The sequence below is a fragment of the Mycoplasma sp. 5912 genome (assembly GCF_054353835.1).
On sequence record NZ_JBTHHI010000009.1, the window covers coordinates 13475 to 35609 of the forward strand.

Genomic DNA, 22135 nt, shown 5'->3' on the forward strand with positions numbered 1-22135 from the left:
GATATAAAGGAGTTTTTATGAAAAAGAAAATGAAATTTTTTTCTTCTATCTTACTTGCTTCATCTTTTTCAATCGCAGTTGCTTGTTCTAATCAAACTACAACTGAAAACGCTAAAGTATTAGATATAAGTTATTCAAATTTATCTTCTGATTCAGTTAAAATTAATATTAAGTTTAATCATTTATCAAAAAATCTTGATTTAACTAAATTTAAATTAACTTTGAATGATATAACAAATGTTTCTTTTAAAAACAATGTAACTTTAAATACCATTAGTGTGCAATTAAATCATTTGAAAAGTAATTTTTCTTATCAAATTACCGATATATCTATAAATAATATATCTTATATTAATGGTATAAATAAGTCACAATTAAGTTTTAAAACACTTAATACAAACAATAATGATCAAACTCCATCTGATAAAAATCCAAGTGATGGTAAACCTAAAGAATCAAAAACTGATGCTAACATCGTCAATATAAGTCATCTGAATATTACAAAAAATTCTGTAGATATTGCTGTTAAATTATCAAATGTTCCTAATATTGAAGTTAATAAGTTAGATGTATCCATAAACCCATCTGATGGAGCATCATTTAGCAAACAAATAGATAGCAGCGATCCAAATTCGGTTATCGTGCATATCAGTGGATTGAATCAAAACACCCAATATACCATTTCAGATATAAAATATGATAATGTCTCAATAAAATCAACTTATAATAATAGTAATGATTTTACTTTCAAAACCCTTGAACCAGAGCAACATAACTCTAACCAAAATCCACAAAAAGAAAATGAACCCACAATATCTATTAATAACATTTCGACACAAAATATAACTTCGACATCTGCAACCTTAAAAATTAAATTAAATAATATTTCAGATTTTAATATAAATAAATTATCTATTTCGTTAAATCCTTCTGATAATTTTACAATCTCTAAGCAACTTGATACTAATAATCTAGATACTGCTATTGTTAGTTTAAGTGGTTTAAGTTCAGATACAAATTACAAAATCACAGAAATTCAATATGACAATACATCACTTAAAGTTGCTGATGGTTCATTAAACCTTAGTTTTAAAACTTTAGTTGATTCAAGTAAAACAAATAACAGCGGACAAAATAACAAGGATAATAATGAAAATAAACCTGTAAATAAACCAAGTGAACCAGACAATTCACAAAGTTCACAAAATCCTGGTTATACCCTTTCTGCTGGACAAGAAGAAGCAGAAGCATCAAAAGATACAACTCCACAAATTCAAGCGCAAATTAGCGATTATGGAAATGCATTTGATTTACAAAATGCAGATGCTATCCAAAGTAGTGAGTTAAATATTCATAATTCTACTAACTTTTCTGAATTAGAACAAAGCAGTTTAAATAGCAAAGATAACTGAAGTACATATTTTAACTATCTAGCTTCACCAACTGCTAAAAGTACAACTAATGATGCCGAATCAACATTACATATTGATTTGGCAAAAACAACCGATATTTCAAGTATTTCCGAAAATAATTCAACCATTACAATAACTTTTAATGATGCAAGCATCACTACTGCAAAAGTTTTAGTTAAAAGTTTTGACCAACACAATAAATGGAGTAAATATATTGATTTAACCAAAAATTCAGGTAATTGAACTTTTCAAAGTAATTTATTAAGCAATTATCAAAATCAATATGTTATTACCGAAGCAACCTTTAATAATTCTTATAAAGTTCCTTTTAGTTTACAAAAAAAATATAAATTTAGTTTACCAGAAAGTGCTTTAAATTCACTCGATTTAACTAGTTTGACTGTTTATAAAAACGAAAGTAGCAAAGAAATTTTTGGTAGTGCTGCATTTAATTGAACATCAGATCAAGTAAAGATTCTTTCAGAGAAAGTTTTTGTACTTACTTTTGATGTTGAAAAACAAGTATATAACGAAAAGAAATCAACAAATAGTTCAAGTACACTTGATATTTTTGGTGGTGGTCAAAGTGAAATTTTAAATGCAGACGAAAATTTTGATGCTGGTAACTCTATACCAGCAACTAAGAAAATTTATATCCCTTTTAATCAATTGCATAAATTCTCTTTATCTGGTTTTCAAGAGCAAATTAAATATAAACTTAAATATCTCGATGTTGTTAATTCAGGTAGTAATGTAAACTTTTTAAAAAGAAAAGATTTAGCATCTAAAAACATTGCTTTTTCATACAACTTCAACTGAAATCAAAGTATTGACTTTAAAAACCAATTATCAGGTGGAAGCGATACAAGTACAGGAACATTAAAAAATACTGGAATTATTAGTAAATCTGATTTAGTTGCTGAAAACAAGAAAGCTAACAAAAACACCAAAATAAGTTTTACTCCACAAAACTTCAACACTTTGCTAGACTATAATAATAACTTCTATAATTTTATCCATAGATATCCAAATACTAAGGAAAGTAAGAGGGAAACAAAATTTGTTTTATATAAAAATAATCAACAACAAAATATTCATTGATTTAAAACACGTAATTATCTTGAAAACTCATTGTTCAAAATCAATGAAGATAAGACATCTGCATCATTTACCCAAGATCTTAGTGAAATCAATACAAACGGAGTACCTGATGAAGATGTTATCATCTGATTGGTTTTTGAATTAGATATGAATACTGCTGCATATCGTGATATTAATGAAGTTTCAGATATTCGTTCTAAGGTTATTGTTCCTGTTTCCTTAAAAAATATTAAAGAACATAAACATGTATCAAATGTTGATTTTATGTTTGATTATGTTTCAGGCAAAAAGTCCTTACAGCAAGCATTATTTGTTAAAATTAAAAACAACGTAACATTTGCTTTACACTTTGAAAACAACATACTCAAACTTGTTTTAAAAACTAAAAACGGAACCAAATTTAATAACATCTTATCAATGCATAATCATTCAAACAGTCGCTCAGCATTTATAAACCGTGTCGATGTTTTTGTTAATTGAATTCAAAGTATAACTGATAGCACACCTAAAATAACATTTAAACAAAAACATCAAATTGATAAAAACTCTATTTTAACATCATCAGAAGGTTACATCGATAAATATGATGTTAAGGTGCTTGCTGATTCAACAGATCATGGAGAACCAACTACAAACTTCTTACAAGATTCACCGAAAGAAAACGAACGAAGCAAAAGATTATATCAAGAAGATAATGTAGCACCTATCCAAGAAGCTAGAAGTAGAGTTTTTAGCATCAACCATCAAGCTGATGGAACCTGAAACATCATTGGTAAAGTAAGCGACAAAAAAGATGATTATAGATTCTATGCATTTGTTAATTATCATGTATGACATACAAATACATCTGATATAAATAAGGATTTATATAAAGTTTCTACCGATGCATCTGGTGCAAAAATCATTACGGTGCATGATGCAAAACTTATTGCACCAACTTTAATGAATCGTCCTGCTATTCCTAACTCAGTTGATAGATATCAACCTGTATACACACATATAAATTCAACCAATAATGAAGATTTTTATCACGATACAAAACTTACAGGTGATATTAATCCAACTGGTAATATTTATAGTTTTAAAATTCCTGAAAATGAAGCAGGTATTACATATAAAATCTTTTTAGATCTTTCTGCTAATGTTGCAAATGATTATGATGAATTTAAAAACACCGATGGTGAAGTAGTTGATCGCAAAGATCCAAATACTAGTGATCACAACAAAAATAACAAAGCAAATGTTGATACAATTATTGCAATAGTTGATTTTACCCCTATTTTCAAACATTTTAATTATCAAAACTTAGATACTTATACACACGATAACAAAAAATTAACTACACAGGAAAAAGCTGCTATCAAGCATTTTCTAGATTTTCAAAACCTTAAACCAATCGATTTTTCAACATTATCATTATATGTTTCTTCGTTCGATAACTTAAACTTTTATATGGCTACCCTTCCAAAAAACCGAGCAAATGGTAATGCAGATTCTGCACCTGGTTTAAGATACCGCGAATATCTTATTGGAAATAATCCAATAAAAACAAGTTATTCTGTTTCAAATTATAACACACAGCGTCCTGCGATATGAGGACAAGTTAAAGATTACGATTGATTTAATGGTTCATCTGGTAGTGGTATATATGATTCAAAAGGTAAAATTGTTGGTTTGGATGCTAAGGGTGGTAGATGATCATCAAGTAATTTCTCTATTTTCGATACCCAAGAATACCAATACTGAGGTGCAAGTGGAGATTATATGAATCCACAATCATTTAAAGAAATTGTTTCAAAAATGGCATATTTATATCCACAAAGTTTTAGTAATCTTTATCCAGATAAAAAGTAAAACAAAAAGTTGTAGGTTAAACTGCGACTTTTTGTTTTACTTTCCGATTTTTTTCTTACAAATCCTGCTTTATCGTAGTGAAAAAATAAACTAATATATTGTTAAAAATATTATATAATTGTTTAATACTTTGTATTAAACTATTATATTATTTTAGTTTATATAATAAGGTAGGAGAAATATGTGAAACTTGTTTAAAGAAGTTTTTCGATCGCTATTTAAAAACAAAGCCATTGTTATTGGTTTAAGTATTCTTATATTTTTAACATCTGGTATTTTTACTGTATTATATGATACATCAAAAGCGATGCGAACTCAATTTAATAACTATAAAAAAATCTCTGTTGCACACGATTTAACTGTTGATTATAACCTTCCTGCTTCTGGACAAGCATTTAATGATGGATATTATATCAATGGTGAAACCAAATTTACTGGTGGTGCAGGTTATGACAAAGGAATTCGTTATGTCTCAGACGATGCATTTTCAAATAAGAAAATCATCGATTTTAACGAAATAACTGATCGTTATATAAATATTTCAAACTTCTTTAATGACAAAAGTGATAAGCATAAATATATTCTCAAAAATGATTTCTCTACTCTTTACAATACATATTCAGCATCAGATGATTCAGAATTTTTGGATTTAGATTATACAAAACCACAAAAGAAGATGCATTTTAAAAAGAATTATTTGATTAATCTTTACCAAAAAAATGATGATGGTAGTTTTTCTCAAAGTGTTGTTACAAAAGAACTACATATTTTTGATAAATTTCACCTTGATAAACAATACAAGTTTTCTGATATTGCATTTATTAACTCTGAAAATCAAAATAATATATATTTTTCACAATTATCTGCTTTATATATTAATGCTGATACACATGAGGCCACCTTTGATTTTGTTAAAGGAAAACAATGAGAATTAACTGATGCAGTTGTTAAGGTTGAAAATAATGAGTTGGCAAAGTTGCTTGGTTTGGTACCTTTAGGGAATAATCCGTATGTATATATTATTGACGGTTCAAATAAACCTACACTATATACACATAATAAAGATGATGATATTACAAAATATATAAGTAAAGAAATAAAGGCTAACCTTAATTACTCAGATTTATTTTCTTCTCCATCTTTTGCTGTATCAAAAAAAGAAAAATTTGAATTTACCAAAAATGCTGATTATCTTATTCCGAATAAATGAGCCAAAATCCGACATACTGAATCGTTTTTCTTACGTAAAGAATATGAAATTACATACGATAAAGAAAATCAATCAAAGTGAACTGGATCATATCGAACCTTTTTAGAAAATCAAATCCAACAAAATAATGGAGAAGTTCCAAGTTACTTAAAACACTTTAGTTTTTGAGAAAAGGAAATTCTTATTTATAACATCCCTTTTGTTGATTCACAAAATGATGTTAAATTAGGACAAAAGGGTTTAATTAGAAGTAACAATCCTGCTGTTTCCTTAGATGAAATAAACCATAGTAAACTTTCATTAGCTCCTGATGAATATCAACCTACACCTTTTAAAAAAATTCTTTTTATTCTTGACAAACCAAAAACCATTGCTCAAATTGAAAACCGAATTATTGGTGAAACTAATTTTAATGAATTAATTAACAAAAATATTTTAGGGGATCGTTTCAATATTATAAAAAACGGAGCTTTAGATATTGTTAAGCACGAAATATATAATCAAATACAAAAATATGTTCCTGCTTCTGATATCGGGATTCGTCAAAGCATAACAGTTGATTCTTTTGATGAAAAAGATAGTGGAAAAAATGTTTTTCATTTTGTTAATATAGGTGATAGGAATCAAGAAATTAATGGTATTGCTAATAACATCGACAAATTAATTAATGAGCAAAGTAGATCAACACAGATTTTAAATATTAAAGGCGATAATTCAAATAATCAAATTTCTTCTTTTTTTAAAACAAAAGAAGTAAACCCTTTTATTGCTTTTAAAATTATTGATCAACTCAGATTTAATGTCGAACCCATTGACAAATATATTCATATAGATCGCGAATATGCTCCATTAGAAATCGTTAACTCGCTAAATGGTGATATTCATAATATTGAAAATCAAAAAATTTACCATCTAACACGTTATCAAGGTCGCGATGATTTAAGAGATGATCAATATAACCAATTTATTAATTTAGGTTTTGTATGATTGAATCAAAATGATTTTTATTTAACTAAACCTGTTTATAATTCCAATAAAAAGATTTTAAATTGAATCAATGTAGAAATACCTGGTTTTGTTAATGGTAAGGTCCCAATTGATAAAATATTAAATTATCTAACTACAAACAATCTTACCGTTCAGGTTAAATTGAATACTTCTTCATATGTAGAAAAATCTGATCAATTTTCTAATACTGTTTATATCCCTTTTGGATACAGGGCTCCGCAAACAGATGTCTTAAACCAAGCATTTGCTGAAAAATCACTGAAACTTGGTGTTGAACGTATTGAACAAGCTTTATTAAACACTGACTTAGTTACTCAAGGTTTTATTCAAAAAGAAACTATATATTCTATTGTTCAAGCAGCAACATATACATTTGATAAAAACGATTTTGCTTCTATCTTCTCTAGTGGATTAATTAACCTTAATATTTTGCCAAAACTTGTATTAGACGGATTGTATTATATGTCACACGATCCAAATGGTGATTTTGCTAAAAAGTTATTCGTTGATATCTTTGAAAAAATTTATTCTTTAATCGAAAAAGCAGAACAAAACCACCAAACACCAAAAGAATTTATTAAAACAGAAATTAAAAAACTTTTTAATTTTATTTATTTAATTACAGGTAAAGATATAAAAAACACTTTTGATTTAGATGTATTTATCGATTTTTCAAATGATATAAAAGCTACTATTAAAGCATTTATCAATATAATTAAGACTATTGATTTTAAAAAGTTTACCGATATTATTCAAAATTTCTTTGAAACTTCATATAACAAAACTATCAAAAATCCTGCATTCCCTGATACACACAGCAAAGATGGTAAACACAAACTAAGTATTTTTGATATTATTATTGCACTTTTAAAATCAATTGATTCAAATCAATTTAAAACTGCTTTAATTTCTCTTCTCGATACAATCAACCCGCAACTTATTCTTAATATCGGAGAAAAAAATAATATTTTCACTTCGATATTAGGACAAAGTACAAACCTCGTTAAAAAACTCACTGATATTATTTTTCTTTCTGATGACGGAAAATCCAAAGACTATACAAGATTTTTAAACGGGATTAAATTCTTTATTCGTGCATTTGATACAGATGTGTTTATCAAGACATTAGAAGAAAACCTAAAAATTTCTCATTTTGAAACAGAGCGATCAGAATTAGATATTCAAAAGAATGTTATTAAACTAAAAGAATATCAAGCACTTTCATATTTAACTAATAGTGATTTAACTTATGCCACATTAAAAGCATGATTTAATGTTCCAGGTTCCGATCGTGTCATCAAGACTGCACTAGCTAAGATGTTAAATCTTTCATTTAAAGGACAGAGTGTTGAAATAGGTGATAATCAATATGTTACTATCCCTGCAAAAGATGATGATAAATTAGATTTTTTTGATTTATTAGATTTATTACAAGGTAGTGTTAGCTCACCTGCCAATTCACAAGCTACAGAAAATACATCAACTCAACCAGCTGCAAGCACACCAAACTTAAGCACCTTAATTGAAAACATCTCACAATTAAACAGTATCGATTGACAAAAAATACCAAGTAATATTTTGTCTCTTGCATATAAATATCTTGGATTAACTAATAAAAATCAAGTTTGAAACAAGGAACAAATTAATAACATTGTCCAAATTTGACGTTACTTCTTTGATACTTTTGGAGAACAAACAAGCAAAAAATCTGATTCATTACATTCTTTTTTCAAACTTGCTAATGCATATATTAATCAAGAACCTAATTTAGATTCAAATGTTTTTCTAACTATTTCATATAGTGTTATTTCAAAACTTTTAACTTTGAATTATAAAGATTATAACTACCTTATTGATATTCTTCCACTTTTAAAAGTATGATGAGAATTATTTAATCCAAAAATCAATGGTAGTTTACAGCAAAAACAAAAATTTGCTAATGACTTACTAGCACTAGCAAATCAAAAAGACACTATTGATTCTTTTAATAGTTTTGAACTCTTTCTACCTTCAACTCAGAATATAGTTGGTTCTGAACATACAAAATTTGGTATTACTCGTTCGCTTGCAAATCCAAAACAAATGCAAAGACTTTTCTTTGCAAAAGATAAAAATGGTAAATATTCTAACAAAGATTTACAAAATATTGTTGACCAAAATCCTGAATTTGAAAACTTCTTAAGTACATATGCATATGAAATCACAAAACTTTTTTCATATATTGCTTCAGAAGAACAATATGCACCATTTGATAAAGAAATCACGGAATATGATGGAATCAAATTAAAATATAATACATTATTTGCTACTATGCAGGACGTTTTTGTTAATAAAGTTATTACCGATGATATTATTAAACATTATTATTTAATTAACAACTTTTTTAACCAATATTCATCAAGCCTACAATTTCTCGATCAAATCGGGATACCACCGCTTATTACCAATAAAATATTAATCCGAAAACATCCACAAGCACTTATTTGATTACTAACTGATAAAAACAACATCGGAAAACCATCTGAAAATGATTCAAATGTTGGATACTTTTTAATTAATAAGATTATCGACTTTGAACAACTTCTTAGTTCAGGTAAAGAAAATACCTATGAATTTATCAATTCTTTATTAGGTATTCCATTAGTGGTAAAAAATAAAAATGAAGAAAGTGGTAATGTAAATGATTCACAATCAGAAGTTATTGGTGGTAGCATCCCTTCTATTGAAAATGACTTTGTATGGGAAATTTCTATTGATAATGACTTCTTTGTGAACATCCTTAATGCAGTAACTGAAAATCCAAGTGAATACAAGTTTTTTGATATTAACCTTGGTGATGTTTTCTTTAAGTTACTTAACTCACTAACTGGGTTTAATAAAATTGACAACATTCTTGTATTTAACCAATCTACTTCATATTTAGCAAAAGTAAATTATGCATATATGTTGCATAATCATAAAGAAATTTATGATGGTGAATTACCAGTTAATCCGATTGAGATGCTACAATTAATCGACAGTTTACCTGAAAAATATAAAATTAATGTAAATGGTTCGAAATACTTAATTATAGGTGATGACATCTCTTTTGATTACTTTTATCCTGTCTTAGATGAAAACAACTTACAAGTAGATACTAAATCTCAAGCTATTGTTTATGTAAATAACAAAGGATTCGATCGCATTCATCAAGCTTATCGTGGTAGTTTAGTTAAAGAATATTTAACAGTTAAAAACACTTCTAAATATACCAATGAACAACTTAAAAACATTATTGAAAAATATGTACAAAGTAAAATTGATGACACATCGAAGTTACAAAGAACATATTTATATAATGAATTAGACCCGATTAACCCGGAGCGTAGCATCCGTATTTCTTCAGTTCAAACTATTATCACCACCCTTAGTTATGTTTCAAATGTTATTCTAGCAATTTTGGTTTTCTTAGTAACCATTTCAGTTACATTTATTATCAAAAGATATATCGCAAACAAAAACAAAGTTATTGGAATTTTGGTTGCACAAGGATATACACCACTTCAAATTTCACTTTCAATGACAACCTTTGCTTTCTTTACCATTTTTACCGGAAACTTGCTTGGGTATATCACTGGATTTTCGATGCAATCACTTGCAATAAAAATCCTTGATAATTATTGAACTGTTCCGATAGAAACACTTAATTTCTCTATTATTTCTTTTTTAGTTAATATTATAGTGCCGCTGCTTGCAATGTCCATTTTAATCATCGTTGTCTCATTAAGGTCGCTAAGATATAAATCAATTGACTTAATGTCCGGAATTGTTGATGTAAGCACTGGTGAAAGTTATCAAAAATATATTAAAGTATTTAAAAACCGTAGTGTTAAAACTAAATTTGGTGCATCGCTTATATTTAACAGTTTTTGAAAACTTGCTTCCTTTGGAATATCAGTTATTTTAGCATCTATTACTACTTCATTTGGTTTTGCAACTTTTGGAATCTTCAATAAAACAATTGATAAAACATACGAAAACCGCAAATATAACTATAAAATAGACTTAACAACACCAACTACTGAAGGGGGTTCATTAAAGATTTTAAATCCAGAAGATGTAAAGAACTCACTTTATGTTCCAATTGGTCGAGCAACAGAACTTAATGCATATCAAGCAGATTACTTTAAAAATGGTTATTCAACTGCTATTAATGTGCAAAATAAAAACGGAGAACCTACATTCAAAGATCCACATCTTATTACTCAGTTTTCAATTAATATCAAAATTGATTCGTCAATTTCTATTGATCCATTCAGTGTTGTATTTCAATCCTTGCCTGATGTACAAAAATCCAGAATTATCCAAAGTCGTGATCAAATTGGTTATGCACTTACTAAAACACAAAAAGGACTCCCTTTCAAAGTTGAAAACGGCAAACAAACAAATAATGTTGATTTCGAAAAAGCACATCAACTTGGTTTAAATAACTTCTTTTTATATGTTCCAAGTGCAGATAACATCATCGATGGAAAATTCTTTGTAATGAACTGAAGCGATGATGATGGTAAATATAATCACAATGTTATTAAAACCACATATTTCCGCGATGAATATCGTGCTTTCTTGGTAAATGGTTATGAACAACTAGCAAAACAAGGTATATATGATTTTGACATCGTTTTCAATGGAGTTTATCTTGATCCTAGATATGATGAAACATATACCTATGTAGATAGTCAACTACCTAATGGTGAAAAAATACGTCTATATGGATATCGTCCTAATTCTAAAGAAATCGCTATTAAAAACGGTGATCAAAACTTATTAACAGAAATCAATAATGACTTTGCTAACAATAATTTTGATTTGAATAAAGATATCCCGCTTGTTATAAACGAGGTTTCGGCACGTAAGTACCATTTAGCAATTGGTTCAATTCTTAATTTAGAACCTAAAAACCTTGTCTATCGCTACCAAAATCGTATTAATAAAGTTTTAGGAAAACCAGTTATAACACCACATAAATATCACTTTGTTGTTAAAGCAATCAATCAAACTTATATCAAAGATGAATTCATTATCCCTAAGAAAGCTGCTGATATGCTGATTGGTTTAGATTCACTTGTCGATAAAGAATTTAATGGTCAAAATGATGATGCATACAAATTTAATGGTATTCTTTCAACTAATCCACTACCAATTCAACTTATTTGATCTGCTAACCTATACTCTGTTTCAGGTTACTCTGGATCGATTGCTTCTTTTTCTATTAAATCTATAACAGAAAAAGACAAAAAAGACTTATTCGATGGAATTTTCGGTTCAAAAAACACAGTTAAGAACTCTCCTGCTGATGGAGCAATGGCTGCGATGGGATATAGTGACTTAGATATAGCCAAATTCTTAGATCCAGATTATAATCCTAAGGATACACCTTTACAAGAGTTTTATCAAAAACAACGTAATTTAGCAGACATACAAATTGAAAAGTTTGCTAAAGAATTTGATAACCAACTCTTTATCCCTGTTGCTACTGGACTTGATTCAAAACAAATTGAAATTTCTTTCACACAAGGAATTTCAAGAACTGTACAAATCATTGTCACAATTATTACCATCCTTAGTTTCTTAATTTCGATAATAATTCTTATTATTATTTCAACCATACTAATTAACGAAAATGAGAAGAACATCGCAATTTGATCTATTTTAGGATACAATAACAAGGAAAAACTTAAAATGTTCTTTGGTATCTATATCCCATTTATTATTATTTCTATTATTATTTCACTTCCTTTTGCTTATGGATTAATGGTATTCTTTGCTAACTTCCTTACTACTGGTGCTGCTATTGCTATCCCTTTATCAATTACCCCATTAAACTTTATTTTCACAGCTTCCATCATATTTGGTGTATTCTTAATCACAGCAATTCTATCTTGATACAACATTAATAAAATTAAGGCAATTGACTTATTGAAAGGTAAATAATGAAACAAAAACAACCAAATCAGCAAAACAATGATCAAGAACCAAAAACACAGTTAATCATTGAATCTGAAGAAAAAACTCAAGAAATTATGCAAGAACCCAAAGAACCTGCAACAATTTCTAAAAAAATTTCTGATGTTAAAATCAACCGTAAAAATGTTTTTGAAATCCTTGATGCTGAATCCGATTCTAAGGAAATGATTGTAGATCGTAAAATTGCTCGAATTTTAAAAATTGCTGCAAATAAAAAACGCCCTAGGGACGAACATTTTGATTTAAAAAACACTGAAGATAATATCATCGAAGTTCGTAATGTTTCAAAATATTATTTATCTGGTTATAAAGTAACCCGTGTACTTAAGAATGTTTCATTAAACATCAAAAAAGGTGAATTTATAATGATTTTTGGTAAGTCTGGTGGCGGTAAGTCTACCTTGCTAAACTTAATCAGCGGACTCGATCGACCTTCTCGTGGAGATGTAATTGTCTGTGATGAAAATCTACCATATTTAAGTGATTTAAAACTTACTTTATTTCGAAGAAAAAATGTAAGTTTTATCTTCCAAAACTACAACTTACTTCAAAACCTATCTGGTTATGATAATGTGCAAACTGGTGCTTATTTACAAAAAGATCCAGATAAAAAACTTGATATCAACGAATTATTTAAAGAATTTGATATGGAATCAGTTATGAATAAATACCCATCACAGATGTCGGGTGGACAACAACAACGGATATCAATTTTACGTGCCTTAGCAAAAAATTCAGCTATTATTTTTGCTGATGAACCTACTGCTGCTTTGGATGAAAAAACTACAGGAATTGTGCTGTCATATTTATTTAACATTAATAAAAAATATGGAACTACCATAGTTATGGTTACTCATAACCCTGCAATTGAAGCAATTGCAGATCGAGTAATCCATGTACAAGATGGAAAAATCAAACGAACTAAAATCAATCCAAATCCAACTGACCCAACCACAATTAACTGAGAAACTTAAAAAAACCTATCTTTATGGATAGGTTTTTATAACACATTAATAAATATTTTCATAGAACCTTTTATTAATACATCTTTTAAAGCATAACTAACAAGTAAAACATCCCCTGCTCTTATAGTAACATCATTAATAAAACCAATACCTGAATAAACAACTATTTCCAAACAATGCTTTGCTTTGTTTTTGATCTTTATCTCTTCATTATTTAAATCATATACCGATAAATTAAAGTTTGCCGCATTATATAAGGCGTTTTTTTGGTATTTTTGAATTTTTGGTTGAAGTTCCAATTTCATCGTTTCTAGTGATTGATCGCTATGTATTTGTCGCATTTTTCCGTTCTCATCGACTCTTTGGTAATCATAAAGCCGATATGTAATATCACTAGATTGTTGTAATTCATATACCATTGTTTCAGATGGGATTCCATGGACTAATCCTGCTTGAATAAAAACAAAATCACCGATTTGCAAACCCACTTTATTTAAATATTGTTCAATATCCGAAGAATTAATTGATTTAGATATCTTTTCTTTTTGATCTGTATTCGTCCCTAAAATAAAGGGCTGATGATTGTTTTTTAAAACATACCAACACTCATTTTTACCTAATGAACCAAATGCTTTTGCGTAGTTATCATCAGGGTGTACTTGGATACTTAATGGATGCCTCGCATCCAAAAACTTAGTTAAATTCGGATATATAAATGATTGAGCTTGCTTTTTTGTTAAACCGAAAAATTCTGAATGACTTTTGATAAATTCATTTAAGGTTTGCTTTGTATGTGCAACTACAGATTCACAATCTTTGATTGCTGATATCAATCACGCTTCACCAGCATTAAAATCCAAACGATACATTTGTTTAATATTATTATTAGCTCATAATGTTTGTTTAAAATAAGGTTTTAAAAAGATAATTTTATTCATTGTTTCTTAATTTCTTATTAAAAGCAGAGTTAGCAAATAATGCTAATAAAATAAGTAATAATCCTGATAGAACTAACAAGAATATCCCATAGATAAATTGTGAAATGTTTATAACACTTTTTCCTTTTGTAATTGCATTAGCAACAAATATTTTATATTCTGGTGCTCCGAGAGCAGTTAAAGTGATACCTACAATTAGCAAGACTACTGCAACAAAAATAATAGTATATAGGATTATTCAATCTTTATATTTTAAAAACTTAGTTTTTAGCATTTTTACCTTTCTTTCAGAAATTTATTTTTGCTATTGCTGCTGCAAACTTAGAATCCTTGTTAATTTCCTTGTCTTTTCAAAAACCATAAATTAATGCTGTAATAGTAGTTCCGATGATAATAGCAATAAAATAAAATAGAATACCAAGTCCAGTTCCGTGTACATTCGAACCTACTGCACCTAAAATTGCTACAATTGGTCCACCATGCGCTGCTGCATTAGTCACTGATAAAGCACCTGCAATTCCCCCTGCTACTGCTGAACCAATTACATTTGCTGTAATAACTCTTTTTGGATCAGCAACAGCAAATGGAATAGCCCCTTCTGAAATACCAATAAATCCCATCAAAATAGCTGATGCACCCAGTGATTTTTCATTATTGCTAAATTTCTTTCTAAAAATCAAGGTAGCAAAACCCATTCCAAGTGGAGCAACAGGAATTGCAGCACCTACCATACCCATAGGTTCAAATATACTTTGTGTTACAAGTGCAGATGATGATAAAAATGCAACCTTATTTATCGGACCACCCATATCAAAACCAGCCATTCCTCCTAATAAAATACCAAGCAACAATGCAATTCATATTCCGATGTTAGAATCTTTTGTAAAGATATGTTTTAAAGCTTCAATAAAGCGATCCATCACATAACCTATTGGAGCTCCTATGACAAAAATTACAAGCATAGAGTAAAATAAAGTTACTCCGATTGGTATTACAAACATAGGTATAATAGCAGAAATTGATTTTTGAATTTTTAAATTAGCAATTCACTTAACAGTATAACCTATTAATAATCCAAACAGAATACTTCCGACAAACCCCATCGGGGTTGCTGCTGAAATTCCACCTATGCTAAAGAATAAATCATTTTTATTAGCAATAAACGATACTACAAAACCAGGCATAATTGCAGCTCGTCCTGCAATTGAATATGCTATATATCCACCTAATGCACCAATCATCAAGGTAAATGAAACAACCCCGATTTCAAGCAGCCATCATAGGAAATCTCCTTTTGGAGCAGATGTATTATTTCCATAAATAGCTTTACCTAATCCTAAGGAAATCGCTATCATAATACCACCAAATATAACATACGGAATCATATATGATATCCCTTTGATAATATGCTTTAAAACTCCTTGTTTGGTATCATCTTTACTTTTTTCTACCTTATTTTCATTATGATAGATTTGTGCCAGCGATGCTTTTTGTATAACAATATCTGGATTGTGAATTGCCTCTTTTGTTGATGTTACATAGACTTTTTTACCATCAAAATCTTCTAAGGGAATTTTAACATCTGAAGCAATAATTACAAATTCTGCATCTTTGATGTCTTGCTGTGTAAGTTGATTTTGAATTCCGACTGATCCACGTGTTTCTATTTTAGGTTGATATCCTAATTCACTTAACTTATTATGTAGTGTTTCTGCTGATAAATATGTATGAGCAATACCGACTGCACAAGATGTAATTCCGATTACTTTTTTGCCCTGTTTTGATGCTGTAGTTGCTAAATCTTTATTTTCTAAATACGAATCGATGATATTGTATATTCGGCTGACATCATTACTTGTTTGTAGTTCTTCGGTTGTTTGTAAATCAAGTAAAATAGTAGAAACCTTAGCTAAAGTATGCATATGTAAGTTATTTTTATTTTCGTTTGGAATCAAAATCACAAACATATTATGTACATCACTTTTATCTAAGGTATCTCATGAAATTGGTGTCTTTGATTTAATGAAAAACAAAGCAGGTTGCAAAATACTTTCAGATTGACAATGAGGGATTGCAAATCCTTTTTCCATTCCTGTTGAAAACTCTTTTTCTCGCTGCTGTAATGCAGCAAAAGTTTTTTCAACAGAATCTGAAATTGAAAGTTCATTTGCTTTATTTGCGATGAAATTGAATACTTCTGATTTATCATTAAATGATTTATCTATAAAGATGTATTCAGATTTAAATACTTTCATTTTTCCTCCTGTAATAATTCTATCTTTTGTTATTTATAGGAAGGATAAAAGAAAAAAATTTCTCTATATGAATTAAAAATTAGAAATTATTTTTATTTCATGCATTAAGAATTTTTATATTTTCAGCATATTTTGAATCATAATTTTTAACTTTAAGATGTGAAATTAACAAGAAAATTAAATCAGCAATAAATTGTTGGTTAATTTTTGATGATATTGAAATAAATCGTTTGTTTTGCTCCAGCGTCGAATACAAAATTACATTATCATATTTTTCTTTTGCTTGCTTATTTGCACTGATAAGTGCGAATTTAATATTGTTTTGCATAAATAAATCAACTGCAAATTTAATTTCCTTGGTATCACACGATTTAGAAAACAAAACCACAAATTTATTTTCTATATCTTTTTGACTTGAAATCAATAATAGTGAATGAAAATCTCTAAATGCAATAGCATTTACACCTATTTTTTGCAAATTTATTCCTAATTCAGATGCAGACAAATAAGAACTACCTGCTCCATATAAATATACTTTATCTGATTGTATTATGTTGTGTACACAGTTATTAACATCATTTAAGTTGATTAAATGTGATGTTCGAAAAATACTTTCTTTATAAAACAAAAACAACTGTTTTAGAATAAATTTTGGATAATCTTGTTTTTCATTGGAATTTAAATCAGTATTTAAATAATTATGATAAACAAAAAATTGCATATCTTTTAATGAATCAAAATTAAGCTTTTTAGCTAGTTTTGATATTACCGAAATAGATATATCAGTTTTATTACTAAGTTGTTTAATTGATGATTTATAAAACTCATCAGGATATAACGATGCAAATTCAATTAAATTCATTTCGGTTTTAGTTAATTCATCAAGTTGTCTTTTAGAAAAATATGTTGATTCTTGCTTCATAATGTAATTTTACTGCAAGTTTTGCTTTTTTAATGTGATTATGGAAATATTTTTAATAAATTAAGCAAATTTAAATTTTTTACTACAAAATATAGCAAAAACATCCGTATATAAACATAATCTTATAAAAAATACACAAAATTATATTTATATTTGTTCAAAAAGTTGCATAAATTTGCAATAAAGCAAAAATGCTTCTAAAAAAATATAATATTTTTGGTACAATAAATAATATATCAATAACAAGGAGAATTAAATGAAACTAACCGACAAAAGAACAAAATTAGTCGCTACAATCGGTCCTTCTAGCGATAATTTGGAAATGATGCGTTCTCTTGTTTTAAATGGTGCTTCAACCATTAGAGCAAACTTTAGTCATGGTTCATATGAAGAACAATTAAATAAATTTAATCTTGCAAAACAAGTATCTAAAGAATTAAATATCCCAATTTCATTAATGTTAGATACCAAAGGTCCTGAAATCAGAATCGGAAAAATGAAAGATGGGGTGCAAGTGATAAGTGCTGGTAGTGAAGTTTTAATTCATACCACAGCAGATAAATATGCAACTTTTGAAGGGACTCCAACTGAAATAACAGTTGCATACGATATGTCGCAAGATTTATGTGTGGGCAACGAAGTTTTAATCGATGATGGAAAACTTACTACTGTTGTAATTGAGGTAGGAACTGGGTTTGTAAAAGTTCGTGCTGAAAATACTCATAAAGTTAAAACCAACAAACGTGTTAACTTACCTGGTGTAGACTTTTCACTACCTTTTTTATCAACAAAGGATATTGAAGATGTTAAATTTGGGATTAAACAAAATGTTGATTATATAGCAGCTTCATTTGTTAATACAGCAAAAAATGTAAAAGATCTAAGAAAACTTTTAGATGAAAATGGGGGCAGTCACATTCAAATTATTTCAAAAATCGAATCACACCTTGGATGCATTAATATCGATGATATTATCAAGGAATCTGATGGAATCATGGTTGCTCGTGGTGATTTAGGTCTTGAAATCCCTTACTACGATGTCCCATATTACCAAAAGAAAATTATTCGTAAGTGTCGGGAAGCAGGTAAACCAGTTATTGTAGCAACCCAAATGCTGGATTCAATGGAAAATTCACCACACCCAACTCGAGCAGAAGTTACAGATGTTTACTATGCAGTTGAATTAGGAACCGATTCAACAATGCTCTCAGGAGAAAGTGCAAACGGATCATTCCCTCTTGAAGCTGTTAAAACAATGACTAATATTTCTAAACGTGCTGAAAAAGAATTTTATTCTAGACACTACTACGGAAGACAACTTGAAAGTGTTTGAAATAACTCTAATCAACACGATAAAAGAACCCAAATTGCTTACCACATAGCAAAAAAAGTAAAAGATGGAGATTATAAATATGTTGTAGTTCTTTCAAGAACTGGACATCTCTTAAAACATGTTTCTAAGTTCCGTCCTAATACAATTACTATTGGATTGGTAGATAATGAAAAACTTATAAATGGTTTCGGTATCTACTCAGGTGTCTTTGTATCAGTAGATTCAAAGAAACTATTTAATGAAATCAAGGCGGATTATAATAAAGCTCAATTAGCCTTAGTTCCTTACGGAATTCAAAAAGGTGATAAATTCTTAGTAGTAGAAAACGAGAAATTTACCGAACATACAGTGGAATAAGAAATTTTATAATTAAAAAACATTATACTTAGATGAATTTAAACACAGTGTATCGTAATACACAGTGTTTTTGTATGACATTATCACCATACTCTGCTTTTTTATATATTTTAATTCACTTAACATTGTTATATAAGAATGATTAATTAATGATAAAATAAAAATATGAGCAAAGTAAAATATTTAGGAGAAGTTTATACACCCAAGAATGTTGTTGATATGATGCTAGATAATATATCTTATAAAGATGACACTATTCTTAACAAACATATTATTGATAACTCTTGTGGTGATGGGGCATTCTTAAAAGAAATTGTTAATCGGTATTGTGATGCTTATTATCAAAAAAACGGTAGCTATGATAATATAGAAAAATATTTATCTAAATACATACACGGTATCGAGATACAAACAGATAAAGTTGAACAATGTATAAATAATTTAGATTCTATTTTAAAAGAAAGAAGAATAAAAGAAGTTTGATGAGATATATTAAATGCAGATTCAATACAAATCGATAAATATAACAATAAAATGGATTATGTTGTCGGAAATCCTCCATATGTTAGAATCCATAATCTTGCAGAAAATTATGACGCTGTTAAAGCGATGAAGTTTTCAAGCAAAGGAATGACAGATTTATTTATAGTTTTTTATGAAATAGGAATTAATATGCTTAATGATACTGGAATATTAAGTTATATAACACCTACATCTATAACAAATAGTAGAGCAGGAACAAATTTCAGAAAATATATTATCGATAATTTACTTTTTGAAAGTTTTATCAACCTTAAGCATTATCAACCTTTTCAAGGTATTACTGCATATACTGGTATATTTACCTTAAATAAATCCAAAAAGAATGAAACAACTAAATATTTTCAATGATTAGGTTTGGGTAAAAAAGAATTTATATCTGAATTAAGTCCAAGTATTTATTTTATTAATAATAACTTCTATTTTTCGAACATTGAAAATCTAAACACCATTAAGAAGATAATAACATTTCCGGATAAAAAATGCAAAAACTTTTTTGTAAAAAACGGAATAGCAACTCTTGCTGATAAAATATTTATTAGTAAAAAATTTTTATTTGATTCAAAATATATTATCCCTGCATACAAAGCTTCGACAGGTAATTATGAAAGTATAATCTTTCCTTATGATATCAATGGTAATTTAAAAAATTTTTCTTCTTTTGAAAAGAATTTGCAAAATTATTTTTTATACAACAAGGATGTTCTTAATGCACGAAGTATAGAAAAAAATGGCATCTGATATGGTTTTGGAAGGACACAGGCTATAAAAGATGTATATAAGGAAAAAATATCTATAAACACCCTGATAAAAGCACAAAAAGATATTAAACTAAATATTATAGATCCTGGAACTGCAATTTACTCTGGACTTTACATAATCGGAGATATTTCTTTTAAAAAGATAAAAGAAATATTAAATGAATATTTTATTAAATACATTGAAATATTAGGTAAATACAAAAACGGAGGTTATTACACCTTTTCAACTAGTGATTTAAAAAAATATATATGTTATAAACTATATGCAGAAAGTTTGGATGATAATGAATAATAAGATTTTAGAAATTTTAAAAGAGAGTTTTGTTTCTTATATTATCAATGGTTCAAGAAGTAATAGGAAGCTAAGAATTTTACATAGTCAGATCGCAAAGGATATATTTAACAAATTAAAACAACTTAAAGATAAAAATGATATCTACAAAGTTGTTTCATTAGATTTAAAAGACGGCAAAGAAGAGAAGATTTGTGGTAGATATATGGATAAAACAGTTGATATATTGATAAAGAAAAACGATGTAAATATCGCTGCAGTTGGTATAAAATTTGTTATGTCTAATTTTAAACAAAATAAAAATAATTATTTTGAAAATTTATTAGGGGAAGTAGCAAACATCCAAAGTGCAAATATTCCTTATTATCAAATCTTGTTTATACCTGAAAAACTTCCTTACTTTTCTAAGAATGTTGGTATTATCAAAAAATGAGAAACAGTTACTGAAAATGACTTAATAAAATACAGAATATTAGGTAAAGATAATACAAAAATATATTTTCATTCTCCTGAAAAAATATTTATCGGTATTATTAATTTTAATTATGATAATATAGATTTTAAAGACTATGAAACTTTTTCTACATTTTTCCTTGATATAAAACATAATAACAAATTCTCCTTCTCTAAAATATCTTCATATGATAAAAATACACAAACAGATTCAAATTTAATAATAAATGATTATGAATTATTTATTCAAAAAGTTGTTTTTCACATCCTTTCGATTTAATAATAAACACTAAATTCTTATTTCTTTATTGTTTTTATAACATACCTTATGTTTAAACTTTTTACCATAAATTTTACTTTTTATGCAATGTAACAGCCAAATTATAAATTTTAGTTTATAATTTATATAAATATTTTTTGTGTTAAATAACTTATATTTAATACATATAGCTAGAAAGGAAGTTAAAATATGAAACTTATAACTACTGCTCATATATATATATATATAGAGAAGTGTAATTAAATATTTTAACTTGCTAAAATCAAAAACTGCTTGTATTTTTAATACAAGTTGTTTTCTATGCAAATTTAGCAAGTTAGAGGGGGTTAGCTTTGAATAACTCAGTTAAAACCATCAATAAATGAAGTTCTGAAATTGAAGGAATGAGAGATTGACATTATAAAAATTCTTGTGTATTTTAATAAAATCTAAGTTATATCCTTAAAAA

Annotated in this window: 10 protein-coding genes; 6 read left to right on the forward strand and 4 right to left on the reverse strand. The window is 27.9% G+C overall.

All coding sequences use genetic code 4. The features are described 5' to 3' along the window. Nucleotides 1-17 precede the first annotated feature (17 nt). The 3 genes from ACXYRP_RS03395 to ACXYRP_RS03405 all read left to right on the forward strand — a co-directional run bounded on the left by ACXYRP_RS03395 (nt 18) and on the right by ACXYRP_RS03405 (nt 13565). Complete coding sequence (locus tag ACXYRP_RS03395) at nt 18-4367, forward strand: hypothetical protein (protein WP_458615219.1); 4350 nt, start codon at nt 18-20, stop codon at nt 4365-4367. Between the two features lie 181 nt (nt 4368-4548). After that, nucleotides 4549-12558, forward strand: coding sequence for an ABC transporter permease (locus ACXYRP_RS03400; RefSeq protein ID WP_458615220.1), 8010 nt, complete (start codon nt 4549-4551; stop codon nt 12556-12558). Next, nucleotides 12558-13565, forward strand: a complete 1008-nt coding sequence (locus tag ACXYRP_RS03405; protein WP_458613941.1) for an ABC transporter ATP-binding protein — start codon at nt 12558-12560, stop codon at nt 13563-13565. The genes ACXYRP_RS03400 and ACXYRP_RS03405 overlap by 1 nt, the downstream gene beginning before the upstream one ends. Before the next feature lie 26 nt (nt 13566-13591). Here the strand turns inward: ACXYRP_RS03405 and ACXYRP_RS03410 are convergent, their stop codons facing one another. The 4 genes from ACXYRP_RS03410 to ACXYRP_RS03425 all read right to left on the reverse strand — a co-directional run bounded on the left by ACXYRP_RS03410 (nt 13592) and on the right by ACXYRP_RS03425 (nt 17671). After that, on the reverse strand, nt 13592-14494 hold the full coding sequence (locus ACXYRP_RS03410) for a type I phosphomannose isomerase catalytic subunit (RefSeq protein WP_458615221.1): 903 nt from the start codon (nt 14492-14494) through the stop codon (nt 13592-13594). Continuing rightward, entirely contained in the window at nt 14487-14768 is a 282-nt protein-coding gene (locus ACXYRP_RS03415) for a hypothetical protein (protein ID WP_458597859.1), read from the reverse strand. Before ACXYRP_RS03415 ends, ACXYRP_RS03410 begins: the two co-directional genes overlap by 8 nt. After that, the gene (locus tag ACXYRP_RS03420) at nt 14755-16749 is read right to left on the reverse strand and encodes a PTS fructose transporter subunit IIABC (RefSeq protein ID WP_458615222.1); all 1995 of its coding nucleotides are present in this window, start codon (nt 16747-16749) and stop codon (nt 14755-14757) included. Before ACXYRP_RS03420 ends, ACXYRP_RS03415 begins: the two co-directional genes overlap by 14 nt. A gap of 79 nt (nt 16750-16828) precedes the next feature. Continuing rightward, nucleotides 16829-17671, reverse strand: coding sequence for a MurR/RpiR family transcriptional regulator (locus ACXYRP_RS03425; RefSeq protein ID WP_458597863.1), 843 nt, complete (start codon nt 17669-17671; stop codon nt 16829-16831). A gap of 256 nt (nt 17672-17927) precedes the next feature. On the opposite strand from ACXYRP_RS03425, the gene pyk reads away from it, so the two are divergent. From pyk to ACXYRP_RS03440, 3 genes are all read left to right on the forward strand, one after another. After that, nucleotides 17928-19361: a pyruvate kinase gene (gene pyk, locus ACXYRP_RS03430; protein WP_458615223.1), complete on the forward strand. Its 1434-nt coding sequence runs from the start codon at nt 17928-17930 to the stop codon at nt 19359-19361. Nucleotides 19362-19526: 165 nt separating this feature from the next. Next, entirely contained in the window at nt 19527-20954 is a 1428-nt protein-coding gene (locus ACXYRP_RS03435; RefSeq protein ID WP_458615224.1) for an Eco57I restriction-modification methylase domain-containing protein, read from the forward strand. After that, complete coding sequence (locus ACXYRP_RS03440) at nt 20947-21687, forward strand: hypothetical protein (RefSeq protein ID WP_458615225.1); 741 nt, start codon at nt 20947-20949, stop codon at nt 21685-21687. The genes ACXYRP_RS03435 and ACXYRP_RS03440 overlap by 8 nt, the downstream gene beginning before the upstream one ends. Nucleotides 21688-22135 lie beyond the last annotated feature (448 nt).